General features: G+C 71.5%; 19 protein-coding genes. 15 read left to right on the top strand and 4 right to left on the bottom strand.

Annotation, left to right across the window (positions count from 1 at the left end):
- Positions 1-123: 123 nt before the first annotated feature.
- From AC067M_RS30530 to AC067M_RS30545, 4 genes are all read left to right on the top strand, one after another.
- On the top strand, positions 124-597 hold the full coding sequence (locus AC067M_RS30530; RefSeq protein ID WP_478700258.1) for a winged helix-turn-helix transcriptional regulator: 474 nt from the start codon (positions 124-126) through the stop codon (positions 595-597).
- 29 nt (positions 598-626) lie between these two features.
- The gene (locus AC067M_RS30535; protein WP_478700259.1) at positions 627-761 is read left to right on the top strand and encodes a hypothetical protein; all 135 of its coding nucleotides are present in this window, start codon (positions 627-629) and stop codon (positions 759-761) included.
- 688 nt (positions 762-1449) lie between these two features.
- Positions 1450-1623, top strand: a complete 174-nt coding sequence (locus AC067M_RS30540) for an AMP-binding protein (RefSeq protein WP_478700329.1) — start codon at positions 1450-1452, stop codon at positions 1621-1623.
- Positions 1624-1779: 156 nt separating this feature from the next.
- Positions 1780-1953, top strand: a complete 174-nt coding sequence (locus AC067M_RS30545) for an AMP-binding protein (protein WP_478700330.1) — start codon at positions 1780-1782, stop codon at positions 1951-1953.
- Here AC067M_RS30545 and AC067M_RS30550 read toward each other — a convergent pair.
- Entirely contained in the window at positions 1913-2380 is a 468-nt protein-coding gene (locus AC067M_RS30550; protein ID WP_478700260.1) for a winged helix-turn-helix transcriptional regulator, read from the bottom strand. The genes AC067M_RS30545 and AC067M_RS30550 overlap by 41 nt on opposite strands.
- 105 nt (positions 2381-2485) lie before the next feature.
- On the opposite strand from AC067M_RS30550, the gene AC067M_RS30555 reads away from it, so the two are divergent.
- The 6 genes from AC067M_RS30555 to AC067M_RS30580 all read left to right on the top strand — a co-directional run bounded on the left by AC067M_RS30555 (position 2486) and on the right by AC067M_RS30580 (position 8157).
- Positions 2486-2986, top strand: coding sequence for a PaaI family thioesterase (locus AC067M_RS30555; RefSeq protein WP_478700261.1), 501 nt, complete (start codon positions 2486-2488; stop codon positions 2984-2986).
- Positions 2987-3301: 315 nt separating this feature from the next.
- Entirely contained in the window at positions 3302-3889 is a 588-nt protein-coding gene (locus AC067M_RS30560; RefSeq protein WP_478700262.1) for a TetR/AcrR family transcriptional regulator, read from the top strand.
- A 127-nt stretch (positions 3890-4016) separates the two neighbouring features.
- Positions 4017-4247: a hypothetical protein gene (locus AC067M_RS30565; RefSeq protein ID WP_478700263.1), complete on the top strand. Its 231-nt coding sequence runs from the start codon at positions 4017-4019 to the stop codon at positions 4245-4247.
- The gene (locus tag AC067M_RS30570; protein ID WP_478700264.1) at positions 4244-4414 is read left to right on the top strand and encodes a hypothetical protein; all 171 of its coding nucleotides are present in this window, start codon (positions 4244-4246) and stop codon (positions 4412-4414) included. Before AC067M_RS30565 ends, AC067M_RS30570 begins: the two co-directional genes overlap by 4 nt.
- Positions 4415-4995: 581 nt before the next feature.
- Positions 4996-5850: an oxygenase MpaB family protein gene (locus AC067M_RS30575; RefSeq protein ID WP_478700265.1), complete on the top strand. Its 855-nt coding sequence runs from the start codon at positions 4996-4998 to the stop codon at positions 5848-5850.
- 60 nt (positions 5851-5910) lie between these two features.
- Positions 5911-8157: a serine/threonine-protein kinase gene (locus AC067M_RS30580; RefSeq protein ID WP_478700266.1), complete on the top strand. Its 2247-nt coding sequence runs from the start codon at positions 5911-5913 to the stop codon at positions 8155-8157.
- A 127-nt stretch (positions 8158-8284) separates the two neighbouring features.
- Here AC067M_RS30580 and AC067M_RS30585 read toward each other — a convergent pair whose 3' ends face one another.
- Complete coding sequence (locus AC067M_RS30585) at positions 8285-9166, bottom strand: NUDIX hydrolase (RefSeq protein WP_478700267.1); 882 nt, start codon at positions 9164-9166, stop codon at positions 8285-8287.
- A 110-nt stretch (positions 9167-9276) separates the two neighbouring features.
- Between AC067M_RS30585 and AC067M_RS30590 the strand changes: the two genes are divergently transcribed.
- The 3 genes from AC067M_RS30590 (at position 9277) to AC067M_RS30600 (ending at position 13619) form a co-directional block, all read left to right on the top strand.
- A complete protein-coding gene (locus tag AC067M_RS30590) occupies positions 9277-10839 on the top strand; it encodes a phytoene desaturase family protein (RefSeq protein WP_478700268.1) in 1563 nt (520 codons plus the stop codon).
- Positions 10840-10938: 99 nt separating this feature from the next.
- Positions 10939-12063, top strand: coding sequence for an NAD(P)H-dependent flavin oxidoreductase (locus AC067M_RS30595; RefSeq protein WP_478700269.1), 1125 nt, complete (start codon positions 10939-10941; stop codon positions 12061-12063).
- Positions 12060-13619 carry an acyl-CoA synthetase gene (locus AC067M_RS30600; protein WP_478700270.1) on the top strand — a complete coding sequence of 520 codons (1560 nt, stop codon included), beginning with the start codon at positions 12060-12062 and terminating at the stop codon, positions 13617-13619. The genes AC067M_RS30595 and AC067M_RS30600 overlap by 4 nt, the downstream gene beginning before the upstream one ends.
- Before the next feature lie 58 nt (positions 13620-13677).
- On the opposite strand, the gene AC067M_RS30605 is transcribed toward AC067M_RS30600, so the two are convergent.
- Positions 13678-16077 (bottom strand): penicillin acylase family protein, encoded by a 2400-nt coding sequence (locus AC067M_RS30605; protein ID WP_478700271.1) that lies wholly within the window; start codon positions 16075-16077, stop codon positions 13678-13680.
- A gap of 109 nt (positions 16078-16186) precedes the next feature.
- Here AC067M_RS30605 and AC067M_RS30610 point away from each other — a divergent pair, with 109 nt between their 5' ends.
- Complete coding sequence (locus tag AC067M_RS30610) at positions 16187-17683, top strand: acyl-CoA synthetase (RefSeq protein ID WP_478700272.1); 1497 nt, start codon at positions 16187-16189, stop codon at positions 17681-17683.
- On the opposite strand, the gene paaK is transcribed toward AC067M_RS30610, so the two are convergent.
- On the bottom strand, positions 17678-18976 hold the full coding sequence (gene paaK / locus AC067M_RS30615) for a phenylacetate--CoA ligase PaaK (RefSeq protein ID WP_478700273.1): 1299 nt from the start codon (positions 18974-18976) through the stop codon (positions 17678-17680). The two genes, AC067M_RS30610 and paaK, sit on opposite strands and share 6 nt — an antisense overlap.
- A 173-nt stretch (positions 18977-19149) precedes the next feature.
- Between paaK and AC067M_RS30620 the strand changes: the two genes are divergently transcribed.
- On the top strand, positions 19150-20004 hold the full coding sequence (locus AC067M_RS30620) for an alpha/beta fold hydrolase (RefSeq protein ID WP_478700274.1): 855 nt from the start codon (positions 19150-19152) through the stop codon (positions 20002-20004).
- The last annotated feature ends 171 nt before the right edge of the window (positions 20005-20175 follow it).

Consider the following 20175-nt stretch of genomic DNA (forward strand, 5'->3'; position numbering starts at 1 on the left):
TCGCGTACCGGCCGGGTTGATGTGCTGGTCATGACGCTACCGACTGAGTATAGAAAAGTAAACTCAGCTAGGGTTAGGATCACCCCCATGGATGCGAGGACCGAAGCTCTTCAAAGTGCTGGCATGGACCCCCGTCTCGACCGGGACACGTCGAACTGCTCGATCGCAAGGACCCTTGAGGTCGTGGGTGAGAAGTGGACGATCCTGATCCTGCGCGAGGTCTGGTACGGCTCGTCCCGCTTCAGCGACTTCGAACGCGTCCTCGGCTGCCCTCGCAACCTCCTCGCGGTGCGGCTCCGGATGCTCGTGGGAGAAGGGATCCTGGCCACCGAGACCTACAAGGAACCGGGCTCGCGGAGCCGGCCGAAGTACGTGATCACGCCCAAGGGCATGGATCTGGTCCCGGCCGTGATGGGGCTCCTGCAGTGGGGCGACCGCTACCGCGCCGACCCGGAGGGCCCGGCCGTACTGGCCCGACACCGCGGATGCGGCGCGCACGTCGACGCCCAGATCCGCTGCGAACGGGGCCACGCCGTGCAGGCGGAGGACATCGAGAGCGTCCCCGGCCCTGCGTTTCGCATGAGGCCCGCCGGGTGAGCTGAGCGCCGTCGCGCCAGGAGCTCGTGGTGGCTCATTCTGCCGGTGGGTTCAGTCTGCCGGGGTGTGCCCACTCATACGTCTACGGAGCCGGCCGCATTCCGGAGACCGACGCCGCCATCGCACAGATCGGCGCCTGGGTCCGCGAGAAGACCAAGATCTGACCGAGCGGTCCGGGGCGGCAGGCGCAAGATCCGCGCGCCAGCCGGACCGGGACGATCGGGACGGTGGACGGACACCGACATGGCCCGCGGCGGCGCGCAGGTCCGCGACGCACACGACCTCGTCCCGGTCCCGCAGGCGACGGCCGGGACGGCCGACCACGACGGCGGCTTCAGCTACGCGCGCGCACCGCGGCGCGCGAACAAGATCGTCGACTTTCGGGTCGCCGTCCGGGCCGAGGATCCGTGGCGTCCGGTCGACAGCGCGTCGTCGCCGCAGCCGTCGACGACGTACTCACGTTGTTGCGGGCGGCCGGCGCCAAGGCCGCAGTCCAGCCTTCCCGTCGACATCCATGGGCCCGAGCGGGGCGGTCTCATCATCGTCGAGTCCGCCGCGCTGCCGGGCCGGGAAGTCGACGGCTTCGTGCCGCCTCCGGGCTTCGTCCGGACGGGGCCCATCACGCCATCGTCCACCCGAGAGCCAGGAGAACGACGATGCACAGCCCGAGTCGTAACGTGTCACCCCCATCCTGACGGATTCCCCGCCCCGGTACCCGGAGCGCACCGCGATCGTCTTCGGTGACGACCGCATCACGTACGGCGCTCTCGACGCCGCGGCCAACCGGGTCGCGAACCTGCTCATCTCGGCGGTATCCAGCCGGGTGGCAAGGTCGCGCCGTCCTGCCCCAACCTGCCCCACTTCACCAGCGTCTACTTCGGCATTCTCAAGGCCGGGGCGGCGGTGGTACCGATGAACGTGCTGCTGAGGGCCCGCGAAGTCGCCTACCACCTCACCGACTCCGACGCGAAGGCGTACTTCGCGTGGGGCACGGCGGAGCTGCCGATCGGGCAGACCGCATGGTAGGGATTCCAGGCCACCGAGGGCTGTACCGAGTTCTTCCTGATCGAGGCCGGTGGCGCGCCGTGGGCGGGGGACGGGACGCCGGAGTCGTACGCAGCGGTCGTCACCGAGCAGCCGGTGACGTTCCGGACGCTCGAACGCGACGAGGACGACATCGCGGTGGTCCTCTACACCTCCGGCACGACCGGTCGGCCCAAGGGCGCGGAGCTGCATCACCGCAACGTGTACGACAGTGCGCGGCGGTCAGCAGATGTCACACCGCTGTCGGGCCCGCGACCGCGAGGCCGATGGCTCACGACCGGGAGCGGGCGCCGGTTCCCAGCCGGGCGGTGACTTCGCGGGGGGTGAGGGTGGAGTGTTCCTTGGAACATTCGACGACGACGCGGACCGGTGCGTCGCAGTCGGTGTGGCGGACGTCCAGTAGAGGACCCTCGGAGCCGAGGGTGTATGCCTCGCCCCACTGGCTGAGCGCCATCAGGACGGGCCACAGGTCCCAGCCCTTGCGGGTCAGGCGGTATTCGTTGCGGGAGCGGCTGCCGGGCTCCTGATAGGGGACGGTCTTCAGGATGCCGGCCGAGGTCAGCTTACGGAGACGGTCGCTGAGGACGGCTTCCGACAGGCCGATGTGGCGGTGGAAGTCGTCGAAGCGGCGGACGCCGTTGACGGCGTCACGCAGGATGAGCAGCGTCCATTTCTCCCCGATCACGTCGAGCGTGCGCTGGACGGGGCAGTTCTCCGTGCTCGCCTCAAGCCACTCCATCCCGCCATCGTAAGGGACCTGACTTCGCCATTGACAGTCAGGTGAACACAAGTCTAGCTTCACTTGGAAAAGTCAGCAGACAGCCAGAGGGAAGGGCGCTGGACCGTGGGTCGAACGCGTACGTATCACTGGGACGATCCCGCGATCTCGGCGGAGGCCGCCGGACGCATGGCCGGCATCGACTTCCTGCGCGAGGTGCAGGAGGGCCGGCTGCCGAGGGCACCGATCAGCCACACCGTCGACTTCACCCTGGACGAGGTGGAGCCCGGCAGGGCGGTCTTCTCGATGACACCGGGCGAGGAGCACTACAACCCGATCGGCAGCGTGCACGGCGGCATCTTCGCCACCCTGCTCGACTCGGCGGCGGGCTGCGCCGTCCAGTCCACTCTCCCGCAGGGCATGGCGTACACCTCGCTCGACCTGACGGTGAAATTCCTGCGACGGGTCACCGTGGACACGGGCCCGGTGCGCGCCATCGGCACGGTCGTCAGCGAGGGCCGCCAAACGGCCCTCGCCCAGGCCCAGTTGGTCGACGAGGCGGACCGTCTCCTCGCCCACGCCACCAGCAGCTGCATGCTCTTCCCGGTACCCGCCCCTCGGGTGTGACTCCGCAGGGCAGGGCCCACGGTCCGCAGGGGCGGCCGGGACAGCAGGGAGTGCAACGATGTTCCACTCGGCGGCGGCCCGCTTGCCGACGCCATGAGCCTCGCCGATGAGGGCGAGTCCAGGTGCTGGGGTCGTGCCTGCCCTCACTGTGAAAGCCCCACGCTCGCCCGTCGCCCTTGCAGGCGAGGTCAACTGGCGACGAAGCGGCCGGTGGGCGCCGTTGTCGACTCTTTGGATTACGTTCGCAATACCATAGGCTGGGGAGGTAGGTGGAGGGCAACCGGTCCTTCCGGCCGGCGAAGGGGCGTGTCTGCGATGCGGTACGGAAAAGAGCACAAGGCGGAGACGAGGCGGCGGATCATCGAGACGGCGGGCCGCCGGTTCAAGCAAGACGGCATCGACGGCTCCGGGGTCTCGACACTCATGAAGGACGCGGGGCTGACCAATGGGGCCTTCTATGCTCACTTCGAATCCAAAGACGACCTCGTCACCACAGCAATCGCCGAACAGTTGAAGGCGCAGGCCGAGGGTGTCGTCGCGCGGGCTGCGCCTGGCCGTGCCGGACTCGAGCAGATCGTGCGCGGATACCTGTCGCCCCAGCACCGTGACAGCCTTGGCGACGGCTGCCCCAACGCCGCTCTGCTCGACGAGATCGGGCGCTGCACCGACACAACCAGGCAGGCGTACACCGACGGCGTACTGATCCTCATCGACGGCATTGCCGCCCGCATGGCGCCCGAGGCCCCGTCCTCCGCACGTGTGAAGGCGCTCAGCCTCCTCGGCCAGATGGCGGGGACGCTGCAGCTTTCCCGCGCCTTGACCGACAGTCAACTCGCCAAGGAGCTCCTCGATCAGGGGGTAAACAACGCCCTGGCCCTGCTGGACGCCTGGCAACGCGTCTGACGCACCACATCCCTGGCGCCAGGCTGTGGCTCTCGGGGGATAGCCCGACGCCGGCAGGTTCTCCTGGGGCTCAGCCGGCGCCACCGGGTATCACCTCCTGCGCCGCAGTTGCTGCTGGAAGAATCGCATGCGGTTCTTCGCCGGACCCAAGCCCTTGACCATCGACGCCGCACTTCAGGCACCCGTGCTGCGCGCGGCGAAGGTGCGGGCCGCTCTGGCGGGGTGGTCCGAGCGGATCCCGGGATCGCAGCGCGAGCCGCACCCCGACGGCCGTTCCCTGGTGATCGCGGTCGACCGCGACGGCAAGGCCGGCCCCTGGCCACGACGGCCCTCACCGGACCCGATCCGTACGAGATGACGGGATCCCTCCTGGCGTGGGGCGCAGCCCACGCGGCACAGCCGGATGCCGTCCTCAAGCCCGGTGGCCACGGCCCGGTCGCCGCCTCCGGCCTCGACACCCTCAGGCTCGGTGCCGCCGAGGCCGGAGTGCACGAAGCCGACGGGGCGTCGGCCCGCCGTCGATGATGGCTGCGCTGGCATAGATCACGGCGCCGGGGCGCTGAAGCGGATGCCCGGGGGACCGCTGCCGACGTGGTGAACGACATGGGCGCCTTCCTCGTCCTCAACTGGCTCCCCTGCGGCAGGCGGTGGCGGATGCCGCCGCTGTCGAGTTGTGAACAGGTTGTTCGATAGGGAGCGAGTCGGCCCCTCGCGGGGAGCCGGCCGCCCCGGTGGAAAGGAAGCCGTCCACGCCCTCGCAGGCCACATGATCAACATGTAGCAGGGGCGCTCGGCGCAGCGGCAACAGGGCCCGTTGGTGCTCGGATCGGTTTCGCGACCTCGAGCTGCCAAGGGGCCCTGTCGACGTGGCGGGGGAAGGTGCGGCGGGTGCGTGCGTCCCAGGTCAGGGACTGGCGGCACTGCTGGGCGGCCAGGCTGGCGAGTTGTTTCGGATCGTGGCTCCGGCATGCTTCGGTGTCGACGAAGATGACCAGTGGCCGGCCGCTGGGTAGCACTCTCAGAGCGGAGTCGATGTGCCGGCGGGCCAGGAGTGCAGTCACGAACGTTGCCTTGTGTCAACTTTCGATCCTGGTCACACTGCCGGTATGACTGGCGACCGAACGGATGATCCAGGGCTGTTCGGCCCCGGGTCAGTGACATGGCAGGCGCATGGAGATCCCATGATGTGGGTCGCCGGTGTCCGCGCCCTCTACCTCCAGGCCCTGCACCCGCGCGCGGTGCGCGGCGTCATCCAGAACAGTGACTTCCGGCGCGACGCCTGGGGCCGGCTCATGCGCACGGCGAGCTTCGTGGGCACGACGACGTACGGCACCACGGAGGCCGCCGAGAAGGCGGGCGCCCGCGTGCGGAAGATCCACAGCATGCTGTCGGCGACCGACCCCGACACGGGGGAGCGGTACGGGGTCGACGAACCCGAACTGCTGCTGTGGGTGCACTGCGCCGAGATCGACTCGTACCTGCACACGCTGCGCCGCTCCGGGTTCCCGCTCACCGACGCCCAGGCCGACCGCTACCTCGACGAACACCGCGTCAGCGCCCGCCTGGTGGGCCTCGACCCCGACGCCGTCCCCGCCGACCGGGCGGACATGGAGGCCTACTTCGAGAAAGTACGCCCCGAACTCGCCGCCGGACCCGAGGCGCGCGAGGTGGACGACTTCCTGCGCCGCCCGCCGATCCACCCGCTCCTCGTCCCGGCGCGCGAGATGATGTGGCGGCGCGTGGCGCGTCTGGCGTACGCCTCCCTGCCGCCGTACGCCCACGAGCTGTACGGCAGACCCGCACCGCAACCGGCCGTCGTCACCCGCCAGTTGCGTGCCACGGGCACCCTGCTGCGCAGCGTTCCCGCACGTCTGCGCTGGCAACTCCCGCCCAAACACATCCTGCGCGCCATGGCCCGGCTGGGTCCCGAGGCCCGCCCGGCACCGTACAAAGTCGGGTGATAGGCCGCCATACTGGACCGGCCAGGGGAGGGCGCGACGGTGACGGGGCGGCGGTAGGGGATGGCGGACACCAGGCTGATCCAGGGCCGGTACCGGCTGCTCGATCTGATCGGGCGCGGCGGCATGGGCGAGGTGTGGCGCGCGCGGGACGAGTCGCTGGGCCGACAGGTCGCCGTCAAGTGCCTCAAGCCGCTCGGACCGCAGCGCGACCAGGCGTTCACCCGCGTCCTGCGGGAGCGGTTCCGGCGCGAGGCCCGGGTGGCCGCCGCGCTCCAGCACCGCGGAGTGACCGTCGTCCACGACTTCGGCGAGTCCGAAGGCATCCTGTTCCTCGTGATGGAGCTGCTGGAGGGCCGCAACCTCAGCCAGCTCCTGGAGGACAACAAGCACCATCCGCTGCCCGTGGCCGACGTCGTCGAGATCGCCGACCAGGTCGCCGCCGCCCTCGCCTACACGCACCAGCAGGGCATCGTGCACCGCGACCTCAAGCCCGCGAACATCATGCGGCTCACCGACGGCACAGTGAAGATCTGCGACTTCGGCATCGCCCGCCTCGGCCACGACATCGGCTTCACCTCCCGCCTCACCGGCACCGGCATCGCCATGGGCACTCCCCACTACATGTCACCGGAGCAGATCAGCGGCACCGAGGTCGATCAGCGCAGCGACCTCTACTCGCTCGGGTGCGTGCTGTACGAGATCGCCACGGGAGCACCGCCGTTCGACCTCGACGACCCCTGGGCGATCCTCCTCGGCCACCGCGACACCCCGCCCCGTCCGCCGCGCAGCCACCGCTCCGAGCTGCCCGTCTACCTGGAGAAGGTCATCCTCGACCTGCTGGCCAAGCTCCCCGAGGAGCGCCCGCGCGACGGGCGCGAGCTGGGCCGCAGGATCGGACTGGGCCGTACGGCACCGACGTACGTGCCGACCGTGGTCACGCCCCAGCCCGACTTCCGGCCGCCCGAACAGGCCGCGCGTGAACCCCGCCTGCCGTCCTGGACACGGGGCATCACCACCGGCCACAAGGCGATCGGCGCCGGACTGCCCGCCACCCCGCCGGACGCCGGCGCGGGCCTCACCGGCGAGTGGATCCCCCGCCCGCCGACCGGCAGCGCCCAGCCGCCCGGCACTCCCGAGGAACCGACCGCCCCGCCCCCGCAGACACTCACCACGCTGGCCGGACGGCACAACGCCGGCCTCAGCCTGGGGCGGCTCGGCCGCTGGGCCGAGGCCGGCGAGGTGCACCGCGCGGTCGCCGCCGAACGCGAGCGCCTCCTCGGCCCCGACCACGCCGACACCCTCGCCAGCCGCTACGAGGTCGCCTTCACCCTCAGCCGCACCGGTCGCGCCGCGGACGCGCTGCGCGAGTACAAGCACGTTGCCGCCGCCCGCATCCGGGCGCTGGGCGCCGACCACCCGGACACCCTCGCCGTCCGCCAGGAAATGGCCTACGTACTCGGCCAGTTGGGCCGCCACGAGGACGCCCACAAGGTGTACGTGTCGGTGCTGGCGGCCCGGGAGAACCTGATGGGGCCCGACCACCCCGACACTCTGCGCTGCCGGCACAACCTCGCCTTCAACCTCAGCAGGCTCGGCCGCCACGAGGAGTCGTACCGCATGGCGTGCGAGGTGGCTGCGGCCCGCGCCCGGGTCCTGGGCCCCGAACACCCGGACACGCTGGTCACCCGCTACGAAGTGGCTTACGCGCTGGGCCAGTTGGGTCGCTGGCAGGAGGCGCTGCGGACCTACCGCGAGGTCGCCGCGGCCCGTGCCCAGGCCCTGGGCCCCGACCACCCGGACACCCTCGCCGCCCGCTACGAGATCGGCATCAGCCTCGGCCGGCTCGGCCGCAGCGCGGAGGCACTCCGGCTGTACCGCGAACTGATCGACGACCGCACCCGCGTCCACGGCCCCGCCCACTCCGAGACCCTCCGCGCCCGCCACGGCCTCGGCGTCAACCTCGGCCGCCTCGGCCGCTGGGAGGAGGCCCTCGCCGAGTCCCGCGACGTGTGCGCGATCCGCGAACGCGTCCTGGGCGCCGACCACCCCGACACCCTCGTCAGCCGACGTGAGGTCGCCGTCGGCCTCGGCTGGCTGGGCCGCTGGGCTGACGCCCTCACCGAGTACCGCCGCGTCGCCACAGCCCGCGAACGCGTCCTCGGCCCCGACCACCCCGACACCCTCTCCAGCCGCAACGACGAGGCCCACTGCCTGGAACAACTCGGCCGCGGCGCGGAAGCGGTCGACCTGTACCGCAAGGTCGCGGCCCGCAGACAGCGGGCTGCGGAGGGGGCTGAAGGGGGCTGAGGGGGCACACGGGGCACCGGAGCGCGGTCCCTGGCCCGGAACGTGATCCTCGGCCCGGAGCACGGTCCCCGCCCGGGGCCGGCGTACGCACCCGGGCTCTGGCGGAGCGCGCGTCAGAGGTCCCGGCTCAGTCCCAGCCCCAGTCCCAGCCCATCTCGGTATACGGCCGCCCGCAGCGGATCCCCTCGATCGCCGCCCGGGTGTACGCCACCGTCGGCTCCGGCAGCGCGTCGGCGGGCCACCAGTCCCAGCCGACGCACTTGTCCGGCTCCATCACACGTGGCTCGCCCTGCCAGCGCCGGGCCCTGAAGACGAGCTGGATCCGCGGCCGTGTGCCCGGGCCCTGGGACAGATGGACGGCGTGCGCGAACTCGACGTCGCGGGCGTCCAGGACCAGGCCCGCCTCCTCCTTCGCCTCCCGGATCAGACAGGCGACGGCCGACTCCTGCTCGCAGTGACCGGCCAGGAAGTGGTGCTCCAGCGGCGCGAAGGCCGAGTCGGGGTGGCGCAGCCCGAGCAGCACCTTGCCGTCGCGCTCCAGATACAGGTGCACACCGAGGACGTTTGGCACGGTCTGCCCACCACTGCCGACGAAAGACGCGGGAGCGGGCACCGCAGCGTCGGCCCGGTGCCGGGCGATGACCTCCGCCGCCCAGGGCGCCATGGTCAGCTGTGCGGTGGTCGCGGCGTCGAAGAAGGCGAACATGATGCCCTCGGTCACCGGCAGCCGCGAGGGATCGCCGTCCCAGCGGCCCAGGAACACCGTGATGTCGTTCTGGAAGACCGTGTAGGGGACGAGCCCTTCGATGCGGAGCCCGGTCTCCTCCAGCAACTCGCGGGCGATCGCCTCCGCGGGTGTCTCGGTCCCCTCCCGCGCGCCTCCGGGCAGGGACCAGGTCCCCGGGTCGCAGATGGGCTTGTGCGCGTCACGCAGATGGAGAAGGTACTGTCCACGCCGGTTGACCAGCAGCGCGGCGGTCTGGGTGGGTTCGGGGAGTTCGCTCGTCACCCGGACAGTCAACACGGGCCGCTCGGCGTGGCGGGCGGGAACGCCGGATCCGCCGCCGTCCGCCGGGCCTGTCTCTGGCCGATCGAGATCACCCCGTGTTACGAAGAACCATGCCTGCACTCGAGGGACACCGCGCTTACGACGCCGTCATCGTCGGCGGCGGCCACAACGGCCTCGTCGCCGCCGCCTACCTCACCCGGGCCGGACGGTCCGTGCTGGTGCTGGAGCGGCTGGACCACACCGGGGGCGCCGCCGTCTCCACCCGCCCCTTCACCGGCGTCGACGCCCGACTGTCGCGGTACTCGTACCTGGTCAGCCTGCTGCCGAAGAAGATCGTGCGGGACCTGGGCCTGGACTTCCGCGTCCGCGGCCGCACGATCTCCTCGTACACCCCCGTCGAGCGCGCGGGCAGGCCCACCGGACTTCTCGTGGGCGGCGGCGAACGGCGCACCCGCGAGGCGTTCGCCCGGCTGACCGGCGACGAGTGCGAGTACGCGGCCTGGCAGCGCTTCTACGCCCAGACGGGCCGTGTCGCCCAACGGGTGTTCCCCACGCTCACCGAGCCGCTGCCCACCCGGGACGAGCTGCGCCGCCGCATCGACGACGAGGACACCTGGCGGGTGCTCTTCGAGGAACCGATCGGCGTCGCGATCGAGGAGCGCTTCAGCGACGACCTGGTCCGGGGCGTGGTCCTCACCGACGCCCTCATCGGCACCTTCGCCGACGCCCACGACACCTCCCTCAAGCAGAACCGCTGCTTCCTATACCACGTCATCGGCGGCGGCACCGGCGCCTGGGACGTCCCCGTCGGCGGCATGGGCGCCCTGACCGACGCTCTGGCCGACGCGGCCCGCGCCGCGGGCGCCGTCCTTGCCACCGGACACGAGGCCGTACGGATCGACACGGACGGCACGACCGCCGAGGTCGCCTACCGGACCGCCGACGCCGAGGGCACCGTCACCGCCCGGCACGTCCTGGTGAACGCCTCGCCGCAGCACCTCGCGGCCCTCACCGGCGACGCACCGCCCACGCCCGCCGAGGGCGCACAGCTGAAGGTGAACATGCTGCTCAAGCGGCTGCCCAGACTGCGGGACACCTCCGTCGACCCGCGCGAGGCCTTCGCCGGCACCTTCCACATCGCCGAGGGCTACGACCAGCTCGCCACCGCCCACGCCCAGGCCGCCGTCGGCGAACTGCCCGCCGCCCCGCCCTCGGAGATCTACTGCCACTCACTCACCGACCCGACGATCCTCGGCCCGGAGCTGGTCGAACAGGGCCACCAGACGCTGACGTTGTTCGGCCTGCACACGCCCGCCCGCCTCTTCGCGCAGGACAATGACGCCGTACGCGAGGAACTGCTGAAGCTGACCCTCGCCCAGCTCGACGCCCACCTCGCCGAACCCCTCGCCGACTGCCTCGCCACCGACGCCGAGGGCCGCCCCTGCATCGAGGCGAAGAGCCCGCTGGACCTGGAACGCGACCTGCGGCTGCCCGGCGGCAACATCTTCCACCGCGACCTGTCCTGGCCGTACGCCGAGGAAGGCACGGGCCGTTGGGGCGTGGAGACCCGGCACGCGAACGTGCTGCTGTGCGGGGCGGGGGCGGTGCGCGGGGGAGGCGTGAGCGGAGTGCCGGGGCACAACGCGGCGATGGCGGTGCTGGAAGCCGACTGAGGTCCCGCGGCAAGGCCGGCCGAGGCCCCCTACCAAGAAATCTGACGGTCTATCAGAAAACCTCTTCCGTCGTCCGGACGGCTGCGGCATCCTGCGCCCATGCAGACGGAGCTGAGCAACCAACTCGGAATCGAGCACGCCGTCTTCGGCTTCACGCCGTTCCCCGCCGTCGCCGCGGCCATCAGCCGGGCCGGCGGCTTCGGAGTGCTCGGCGCGGTCCGCTACACCGCCCCGGACGAGCTCAAACGTGACCTCGACTGGATCGAGGCACACGTCGACGGGCGGCCGTACGGCCTCGACGTCGTCATGCCCGCCAAAAAGGTCGAGGCCCCGAACAATCAAACACTGACGGAGGCCGATGTCGAGGCGATGATTCCCGAGCCGCACCGGGAGTTCGTCCGGGACACCCTCGCCAAGCACGGCGTACCCGAGCTCGCCGAGGGCGAGGCGTCGGGATGGCGTATCACCGGCTGGATGGAGCAGGTCGCCCGCACCCAGCTCGACGTCGCCTTCGACTACCCGATCCGGCTGCTCGCCAACGCCCTCGGCTCACCCCCCGCCGACGTCGTGGCCCGCGCCCACGACCAGGGCATCCTCGTCGCCGCCCTGGCCGGCAGCGCCCGGCACGCCCGCAAGCACCAGGACGCCGGCATCGACATCGTCGTGGCACAGGGGTACGAGGCCGGCGGGCATACGGGCGAGATCGCCTCCATGGTGCTCACCCCCGAGGTCGTCGAGGCCGTTGACCCGCTGCCGGTCCTGGCCGCGGGCGGCATCGGCAGCGGACAGCAGGTCGCCGCCGCCCTCGCCCTCGGCGCCCAAGGCGTCTGGCTCGGCTCCGTCTGGCTCACCACCACCGAGGCCGACCTGCACTCGCCGGCCCTGACCCGCAAGCTGCTCGCCGCCGGCTCCGGCGACACCGTGCGCTCCCGTGCCCTCACCGGGAAGCCCGCCCGTCAGCTGCGCACCGAGTGGACCGACGCCTGGGACGGCCCGGACGGCCCCGGCACCCTCCCCATGCCCCTGCAGGGACTGCTCGTAGCGGAGGCCGTGTCCCGCATCCAGAAGTACGAGGTCGAGCCGCTGCTCGGCACCCCCGTCGGCCAGATCGTCGGCCGGATGAACAGCGAACGCAGTGTCCAGGCCGTCTTCGACGACCTCACCCGAGGTTTCGAGCGAGCCGTCGACCGCGTCAACCGCATCGCCGGAAGGAGCGGCCAGTGACCAGCACGAGCACACCCCCCGCCGGCTTTTGGGCCCAGGCCACGCAGGACCCCGAACGCACGGTCCTGGTCGCCCCCGACGGCGAACCGTGGACCGCCGGACGCCTGCACGCCGCCGCCAACCGGCTCGTCCACGGCCTGCGCGCCGCCGGACTCGAACGCGGTGACGCCTTCGCCGTCGTCCTGCCCAACGGTGTCGAGTTCCTGACCGCCTACCTCGCAGCCACCCAGGCCGGGTTCTACCTCGTCCCCGTCAACCACCACCTCGTAGGGCCCGAGATCGCCTGGATCGTCTCCGACTCCGGCGCCAAGGTGCTGCTCGCCCACGAACGCTTCGCCGGCGCCGCCCGCCGAGCCGCAGACGAGGCAGGCCTGCCGACCACCCACCGGTACGCGGTCGGCACGGTCGAGGGCTTCCTTCCGTACGCGCAACTCCTCGACGGGCAGCCGGAGTCCGCGCCCGCCGACCGCACCCTCGGCTGGGTCATGAACTACACCTCGGGCACCACCGGCCGGCCCCGCGGCATCCGGCGCCCGCTGCCCGGCAAGCTCCCCGAGGAGGCCTACCTCGGGGGCTTCCTCGGCATCTTCGGCATCAAGCCGTTCGACGGCAACGTGCACCTGGTCTGCTCGCCGCTCTACCACACGGCCGTCCTCCAGTTCGCGGGCGCGTCCCTGCACATAGGCCACCGCCTGGCCCTGATGGACAAATGGACGCCCGAGGAGATGCTCCGGCTCATCGACGCCCACAAGTGCACGCACACCCACATGGTCCCGACCCAGTTCCACCGCCTGCTGGCGCTGCCGGACGACATCAAGGCGCGATACGACGTGACGTCCATGCGCCACGCCATCCACGGCGCCGCCCCCTGCCCCGACCACGTGAAGCGGGCCATGCTCGACTGGTGGGGCCCCTGCGTGGAGGAGTACTACGCGGCCAGCGAGGGTGGCGGCGCCTTCGCGACGGCCGAGGACTGGCTGAAGAAACCCGGCACGGTCGGAAAGGCCTGGCCCATCAGCGAGTTGGCGATCTTCGACGACGACGGCGACCGTCTTCCGCCCGGCGAACTCGGCACGGTCTACATGAGGATGACGACCGGCGGATTCGCCTACCACAAGGACGAGGCGAAGACGAAGAAGAACCGCATCGGCGACTTCTTCACCGTCGGCGACCTGGGCCTCCTCGACGAGGACGGCTACCTCTTCCTCCGCGACCGCAAGATCGACATGATCATCTCCGGTGGCGTGAACATCTACCCGGCGGAGATCGAGTCCGCCCTCCTCTCCCACCCCGCCGTCGCCGACGCCGCCGCCTTCGGCATCCCGCACGACGACTGGGGCGAGGAGGTCAAGGCCGTCGTCGAACCCGCCCCCGGCCACGAACCCGGCCCCGCCCTCGCCACCGCCCTCCTCGACCACTGCGCCGAACACCTCGCCGGCTACAAACGCCCGAAGAGCATCGACTTCACCCCGGAAATGCCCCGCGACCCCAACGGCAAGCTGTACAAGCGACGCCTGCGCGAGCCGTACTGGGAAGGCCACCAGCGCGCCCTGTGACGCCGGGCCGGCACATCCCGCGGCCCGCCGCCCTCGAGACGGCGGGCCGACGCCCCCTCTACGAGCGCACCCGGACCACCCGCAGCGCCGGGGACGACAGGATGTCCCTCTCGCAGAACCGGGACGTCACCCACCTCCCGGTCGAGAACAACCGGGTCTGGTCGCTGTAGTGGGGCGAGTTCGGGTTCGAGGACTGGGAGTACGTCAGCACCGTACGGGCCACCGGGCAGCGACCGCCGTCGAAACCGACGGCCTGGACATAGCTGGAGCCGGTCGTCACCTCCGGGTAGCCGCCGCCCGCCGCGTTCCACACGGGCTCGACCTTGTTCCATACGCCGAGCGACTCCGTGCCGCCCGGGACGGGGATGCGCGTCCCGTTCCGCACGACGAACTGGTGAGCGCCGAGCGGGGCGTCGAGGGGGATGCCCGCCGCACGCAGTTCGGCGACCGCGTCCGCGAGAGCCGTGGCGAAGGCGGGGGCGGTGGTGTCGAGCGTGTTCGGGGTGTGCACGGGGTCCGCGGCCGAGAACGGCACCCGCCACAGCTGCGAGGCGGGCAGTCTGCGCCAGAAGCGGTCGAAGAACAGGGCGCCCCGACTGTCGGTGTTCGCCGTGCGGTCCCAGCCCGCGAGCACCCCGCACGCCTCGCGCACGTCAACCGCCTTGCCGTCGCTGCCCGTTGCCGTACCTCCCGGCAGGGCCGCGCACGCCTTCGCCGCGTCCGCGGCGACCAGGTCGCCCGCCGGCACGCGGTTGGCGTACTGCTGCGCCTGGAGGTCCCGTACGGTCAGACCACCGCGCCGGGCCAGCGCCGCCACGTCCTCGAGGGCACCCCGCGTCCGCAGGGAGCGCGCGGTACCGATCGTGCCGAAGATCCGCTCGTACCCCGTCAGCGGCCGTTCCGCGTTGGCCAGCCAGGCGCTGTCGTTGGAGTTCTCCGCGTACGGCGTGTCCCGGAGCACCGGCATCTTCGTGGGCCCGAAAATCCCCGGCTGTACGGCGTCGGCGTCGCTGCCGAGTGCGCAGTCCCCGCGTGAGCCGTCCAGGACGGCCAGTCCCGAGGAGGGGTAGGTGGCCTTGCCGAGCGGTGTGGAGCAGCGCTGGGCCAGCTCGTCGGTGACGCGGGGAAGCACCTGGGACTGGGTGAACAGCGTGTGGCCGCGCGCGTCGGCGGCGACGGTGTTGACCCACGGCAGGCCCTGCGTGCGGCGCAGGGAGCCCAGGACACCGTCCGTGCCCCGGGCGGTGGCGAAGCCCAGGGAGGTGTCGGAGGCGCGGAGGTTCTTCACGTTGGGGTCGTTGAGCGCGTAGGCCGTCGTGTTCGTCCAGGGGAGGGGCAGGGTGGCCCCGAGTGAGGTGACCACCGGGCCGTAGCGCGTCCACCACTGGGTACGTGTCACCGACGTGCCGTCCTTCACGGGGACGGTGACGGTCCGACGGGTCATCCGTTCCGGTGTGCCGTCGACCAGATGGACGGTCGGGTCGGACGGATCCAGTGTCAGCTGGTGGAGGGTGAGGGTGACGCCGGTGGCGACGGTGTGGCTCCAGGCCACGCGGTCGTTGTGGCCGATGGACACCGTCGCCGTGCCGAGCAGCGCGCCGCCCGACACGTTGAGCCTCCCCGGGATGGTCTGCTGCATCTGCCAGAAGCGGCGGCCGCCCTGCCACGGGTAGTGCGGGTTGCCGAGCAGCAGCCCGCGACCGTTCGCCGTGGTGGTGCCACCGAAGGCGACCGCGTTGGACCCCATGTCGGAGCTGTCCGCGGCCAGCAGCTCGCGGGCGGCCCGGGCGGTCTTGCCGGCATCCGGCCCCTCCGCGACCGTCGCCGTGGGCGGCTGCGCGGCCGTGATGCCGTCCACGCCCCTGCCCTGACCGCCGAGCACGGCCAGTGCGTAGGTGCGCGCGGCGACGTCGGTGGCCGTGACGGGGCGTACCCAGGCGGCGCCCGCACAGGCCGGATCGGTGATCCGGCGCTGCCGCAACCAGGCGTTGTACCCGGCGGCAAAACCGCGCATAAGATCCTTCGACGCCGGGCTCGGCCCGGCCGGCGCGGGTTCGGCGAACAGCCGTTCCACCGTGCCCGCCTCCCGCACCCCGCGGAAGTACAGGTCGCTGGAGAGGTTCTTCGTCGCGGACGAGAGCGAGAAGTCGGGCGCCGCGTCGGGCCCGAAGAAGCGCGACCGTTCGCCGCGCACGGTCACGAAACCGTCGGCGAGCGCGCACACCTGGTCGGCGGCCTGCGCCCAGCCGGTGCCGAAGCCGAGGTCCGCGTAGTCGCGGGCGACGATGTGCGGGATGCCGTACTCGGTGTAGCGGATGACGGCGGACAGTCCGCCGTGCGCGGGACGTTCCTGTCGCTGGTCCTGCCGCTCGGCTGAGGCCGCGGCCGCGGGCAGTGTGGCCGTGGCGGTCAGCAGGGCGACGGCCGTGACGACGAGGCGTCTGAAGCGGGTGCGCATCGTGCCTCCCAACGTCGTTTGGGGAAGGGGTGGTTGAGCGTACCAGCGGGTATGTGCCCTCGGCCCGGTTGCTTGACCTCGCTCTTCGGCCGACCGAGGATCATGTGTCATGACGCCTGGACACGGCAGTACGGTTGACGGGGTGCTGCGCCGCAGCGCCCGCCGCACCCCGGCGCGCGTCGCGGTCGAGCACCGCGACCGCTCCTGGACCTACGAGGAACTCGACGACGCCGTCTCGCGTGCGGCGAGCCTGCTGCTCGCCCAGGGACTCACCCCCGGCGACCGGGTCGGCGCCTACGGCCACAACTCCGACGCCTACCTCATCGGCTTCCTCGCCTGCGCCCGCGCGGGCCTCATCCATGTGCCGGTCAACCAGAACCTCACCGGCGACGACCTCGCGTACATCGTCGGCCAGTCGGGGAGCACGCTGGTCCTGACCGACCCGGACCTCGCCGCGCGGCTCCCCGACGGCGTCCGTACGATGCCGCTGCGCGACGCCGACGACTCGCTGCTGGCGCGGCTGGCCGCCACCCCGCCGTACGACGGACCCGAGCCGCGCGGCGAGGACCTGGTGCAGCTGCTCTACACCTCGGGAACGACGGCCCTGCCCAAGGGCGCGATGATGACGCACCGGTCGCTGGTCCACGAGTACCTGAGCGCGATCACGGCACTCGACCTGAGCGCGGGCGACCGTCCCGCGCACGCGCTGCCGCTGTACCACTCGGCGCAGATGCACGTGTTCCTGCTGCCCTACCTCGCCGTCGGCGCCACGAACATCATCCTCGACGCGCCCGACGGCGACCGGCTGTTCGACCTGATCGAGGCGGACCGCGTGGACAGCCTCTTCGCCCCGCCGACCGTGTGGATCGGCCTGTCGAACCGTCCCGACTTCACGACACGTGACCTGAGCGGTCTGCGCAAGGCGTACTACGGCGCGTCGATCATGCCGGTGCCGGTCCTCGAACGGCTGCGGGAGCGGCTGCCGAAGCTCGGCTTCTACAACTGCTTCGGCCAGAGCGAGATCGGCCCGCTCGCGACGGTCCTCGCCCCCGACGAGCACAAGGGCCGCATGGACTCCTGCGGCCGCACCGTCCTGTTCGTGGACGCCCGGGTCGTCGACGAGAACGGCGAGGACGTCCCCGACGGCACCCCCGGCGAGATCGTCTACCGCTCCCCGCAGCTCTGCGAGGGGTACTGGGACAAGCCCGAGGAGACCGCCGAGGCCTTCCGCGACGGCTGGTTCCACTCCGGCGACCTCGCGGTCCGCGACGCGCACGGGTACTTCACCATCGTCGACCGCGTCAAGGACGTCATCAACTCCGGCGGCGTCCTGGTCGCCTCACGCCAGGTCGAGGACGCCCTCTACACCCACGCATCCGTCGCCGAGGTCGCCGTCATCGGTCTCCCCGACGAGAAGTGGATCGAGTCCGTCACAGCGGTCGTCGTCCCCCGCGGCGAGGTGACGGAAGCCGAACTGATCGGCCACGCGCGCGAGAAGCTCGCCGCCTTCAAGGCACCGAAGCGGGTCGTCTTCGTGGACGAGCTGCCCCGCAACGCGAGCGGAAAGATCCTCAAGCGCGAGCTGCGGGACCGGTTCGGGTCATGACTGCCGGGGGCGCTCGTCCACGATCCGCCTGATCTTGCCCACCGACCGCTCCAGGGACTCCGGTTCGACGATCTCGACGCCGACCGAGACACCGATGCCGTCCTTCACGGCCGCCGCGATGGCGCGGGCGGCCGCGTCGCGGGTCTCGGCGGGGGCGTCCGGGCGGGCCTCCGCGCGGACGGTGAGGGTGTCGAGGCGGGCCTCGCGGGTGAGGCGGAGTTGGAAGTGGGGGGCCACGCCCGGGGTGCGCAGCACGATCTCCTCGATCTGGGTGGGGAAGAGGTTCACACCGCGAAGGATCACCATGTCGTCGCTGCGGCCGGTGACCTTCCGCATCCGCCGGAAGACCCGCGCCGTGCCCGGCAGTAGGCGTGTCAGGTCGCGGGTCCGGTAACGGACGACCGGCATGGCCTCCTTGGTGAGCGAGGTGAAGACCAGTTCCCCCTCCTCGCCCTCGGGCAGCACCTCCCCGGTGATCGGGTCGACGACCTCCGGGAAGAAGTGGTCCTCCCAGATGTGCAGCCCGTCCTTCGTCTCCACGCACTCCTGGGCGACGCCCGGACCGATCACCTCCGACAGGCCGTATATGTCGACCGCGTCGATGGCGAACCGCTCCTCGATCTCCTCGCGCATCCGCTCGGTCCACGGCTCCGCGCCGAAGACGCCCACACGCAGCGAGGTGCCGCGCGGATCGACGCCCTGTCGCTCGAACTCGTCGAGCAGGGTGAGCATGTAGGAGGGGGTCACCATGATGATGCCGGGCTTCAGATCCTGGATCAGCTGCACCTGGCGGGCCGTCATTCCGCCGGACGCGGGGACGACCGTACAGCCGAGGCGTTCGGCGCCGTAGTGGGCGCCCAGGCCGCCGGTGAACAGGCCGTAGCCGTACGCCACGTGCACCGTGTCCCCGGGCCGGCCGCCCGCCGCGCGAATCGAACGGGCCACCATGTCGGCCCACATCGACAGGTCGGCCTCCGTGTACCCGACGACCGTGGGACGCCCGGTCGTCCCGCTCGACGCGTGAATCCGGCGGACCCGCTCCCGGGGGACCGCGAACATCCCGTAGGGGTAGTTCTCGCGCAGGTCCGCCTTGGTGGTGAAGGGGAAGCGGGCCAGGTCGTCCAGGGTGCGGCAGTCGTCGGGATGGATGCCGGCCTTGTCGAACGACGCCCGGTAGAACGGCACGTTGGCGTACGCGTGCCGCAACGAGGCGCGCAGCCGCTGCAGTTGCAGCGCGCGCAGTTCCGCCAGGTCGAGCCGCTCCCCGGAGTCCAGATCCCTCGCGTCCGCCATGAGGCCGTCTCCTTCACCCACCGCGCCATCCGGTCGACCGACCATTCGGTCGAGGCGCCGGTGATCAGTAATCCAGGCCGCCGGGGCCGAGGCAAGAGGACCAGCGGGACTTTCTCGGACGCGTCGCGGTTACTCGATTGCGAGGGTCGCGGCGTTCGTCGATGATCGGCGCCATGCCGACGTTCAGCGCACCCGACGGGACCGCACTCGCCTACCACGTCCGGGGTGAGGGCGCGCCCCTCGTCGTCCTGCCCGGAGGGCCCATGCAGGCCTCCGCCTACCTCGGGGAACTGGGCGGGCTCTCGGCCCACCACAGGCTGGTCCGCCTCGACCTGCGGGGCACTGGTGACTCCGCGGTGCCGGCGGATCCGGCGACGTACCGCTGCGACCGGCTGGTCGACGACGTGGAGGCGCTGCGCGTCCATCTCGGGCTGGAGCGGATGGACGTGCTCGCGCACTCCGCGGGCGGCAACCTCGGGCTGCTGTACGCGGCGCGGTATCCACAGCGGGTGGCGCGGCTGGTGCTCGTCACGGTCATCCCCCGGGCGCTGGGGCTGTCGGTGACGACCGAGGACCGGCTGCACGCGGCCCGCCTGCGCAAGGGCGAGCCGTGGTTCGAGGACGCGTTCCCCGCGTTCGAGGCGTGGCTGCGGGAGGACGGCGACTTCGACCCGGCCTTCGCGCCGTTCTTCTACGGCCGCTGGGACGACGCCGCCCGCGAGCACGACGCGCGCGCCGACGAGCAGTTCAACGACGCCGCCCATGACGTGTACGGCTCCGCCGGCGCCTACGACCCGCCCGCGACCCGCGCCGGCCTCACCCGCGTCACCGCCCCCGTGCTCGTCCTCGCGGGCGAACTCGACGGAGGCCCCCGGCCCGACCTCGCCCGCCGGATCGCCGACGTCTTCCCGAACGCCGAGTTCGCGGTGCAGCCCGGTGCGGGGCACTACCCGTGGCTGGACGACCCGGAGTGGTTCGCCGGGCGGATCGCCGCGTTCTTGGACACCCACTCGGTCGGCCCTCGATGATGCCCACCTTCCGGTAGGCGTCGTCGATCGCGGCCAGGGTGGCCGTCCGGCTGGAGGTGTCACCGGAAAGATACGTGTGGGTGACGTCCCGCAGGGCCAGGCGCATGTCGGCGAATTCCGACTGCCGAAGCAGCCGCACCAGGGCGCTCTCTCCAGGCTCGACATGGCTGC

The sequence above is a fragment of the Streptomyces sp. NPDC043427 genome, from assembly GCF_056436655.1.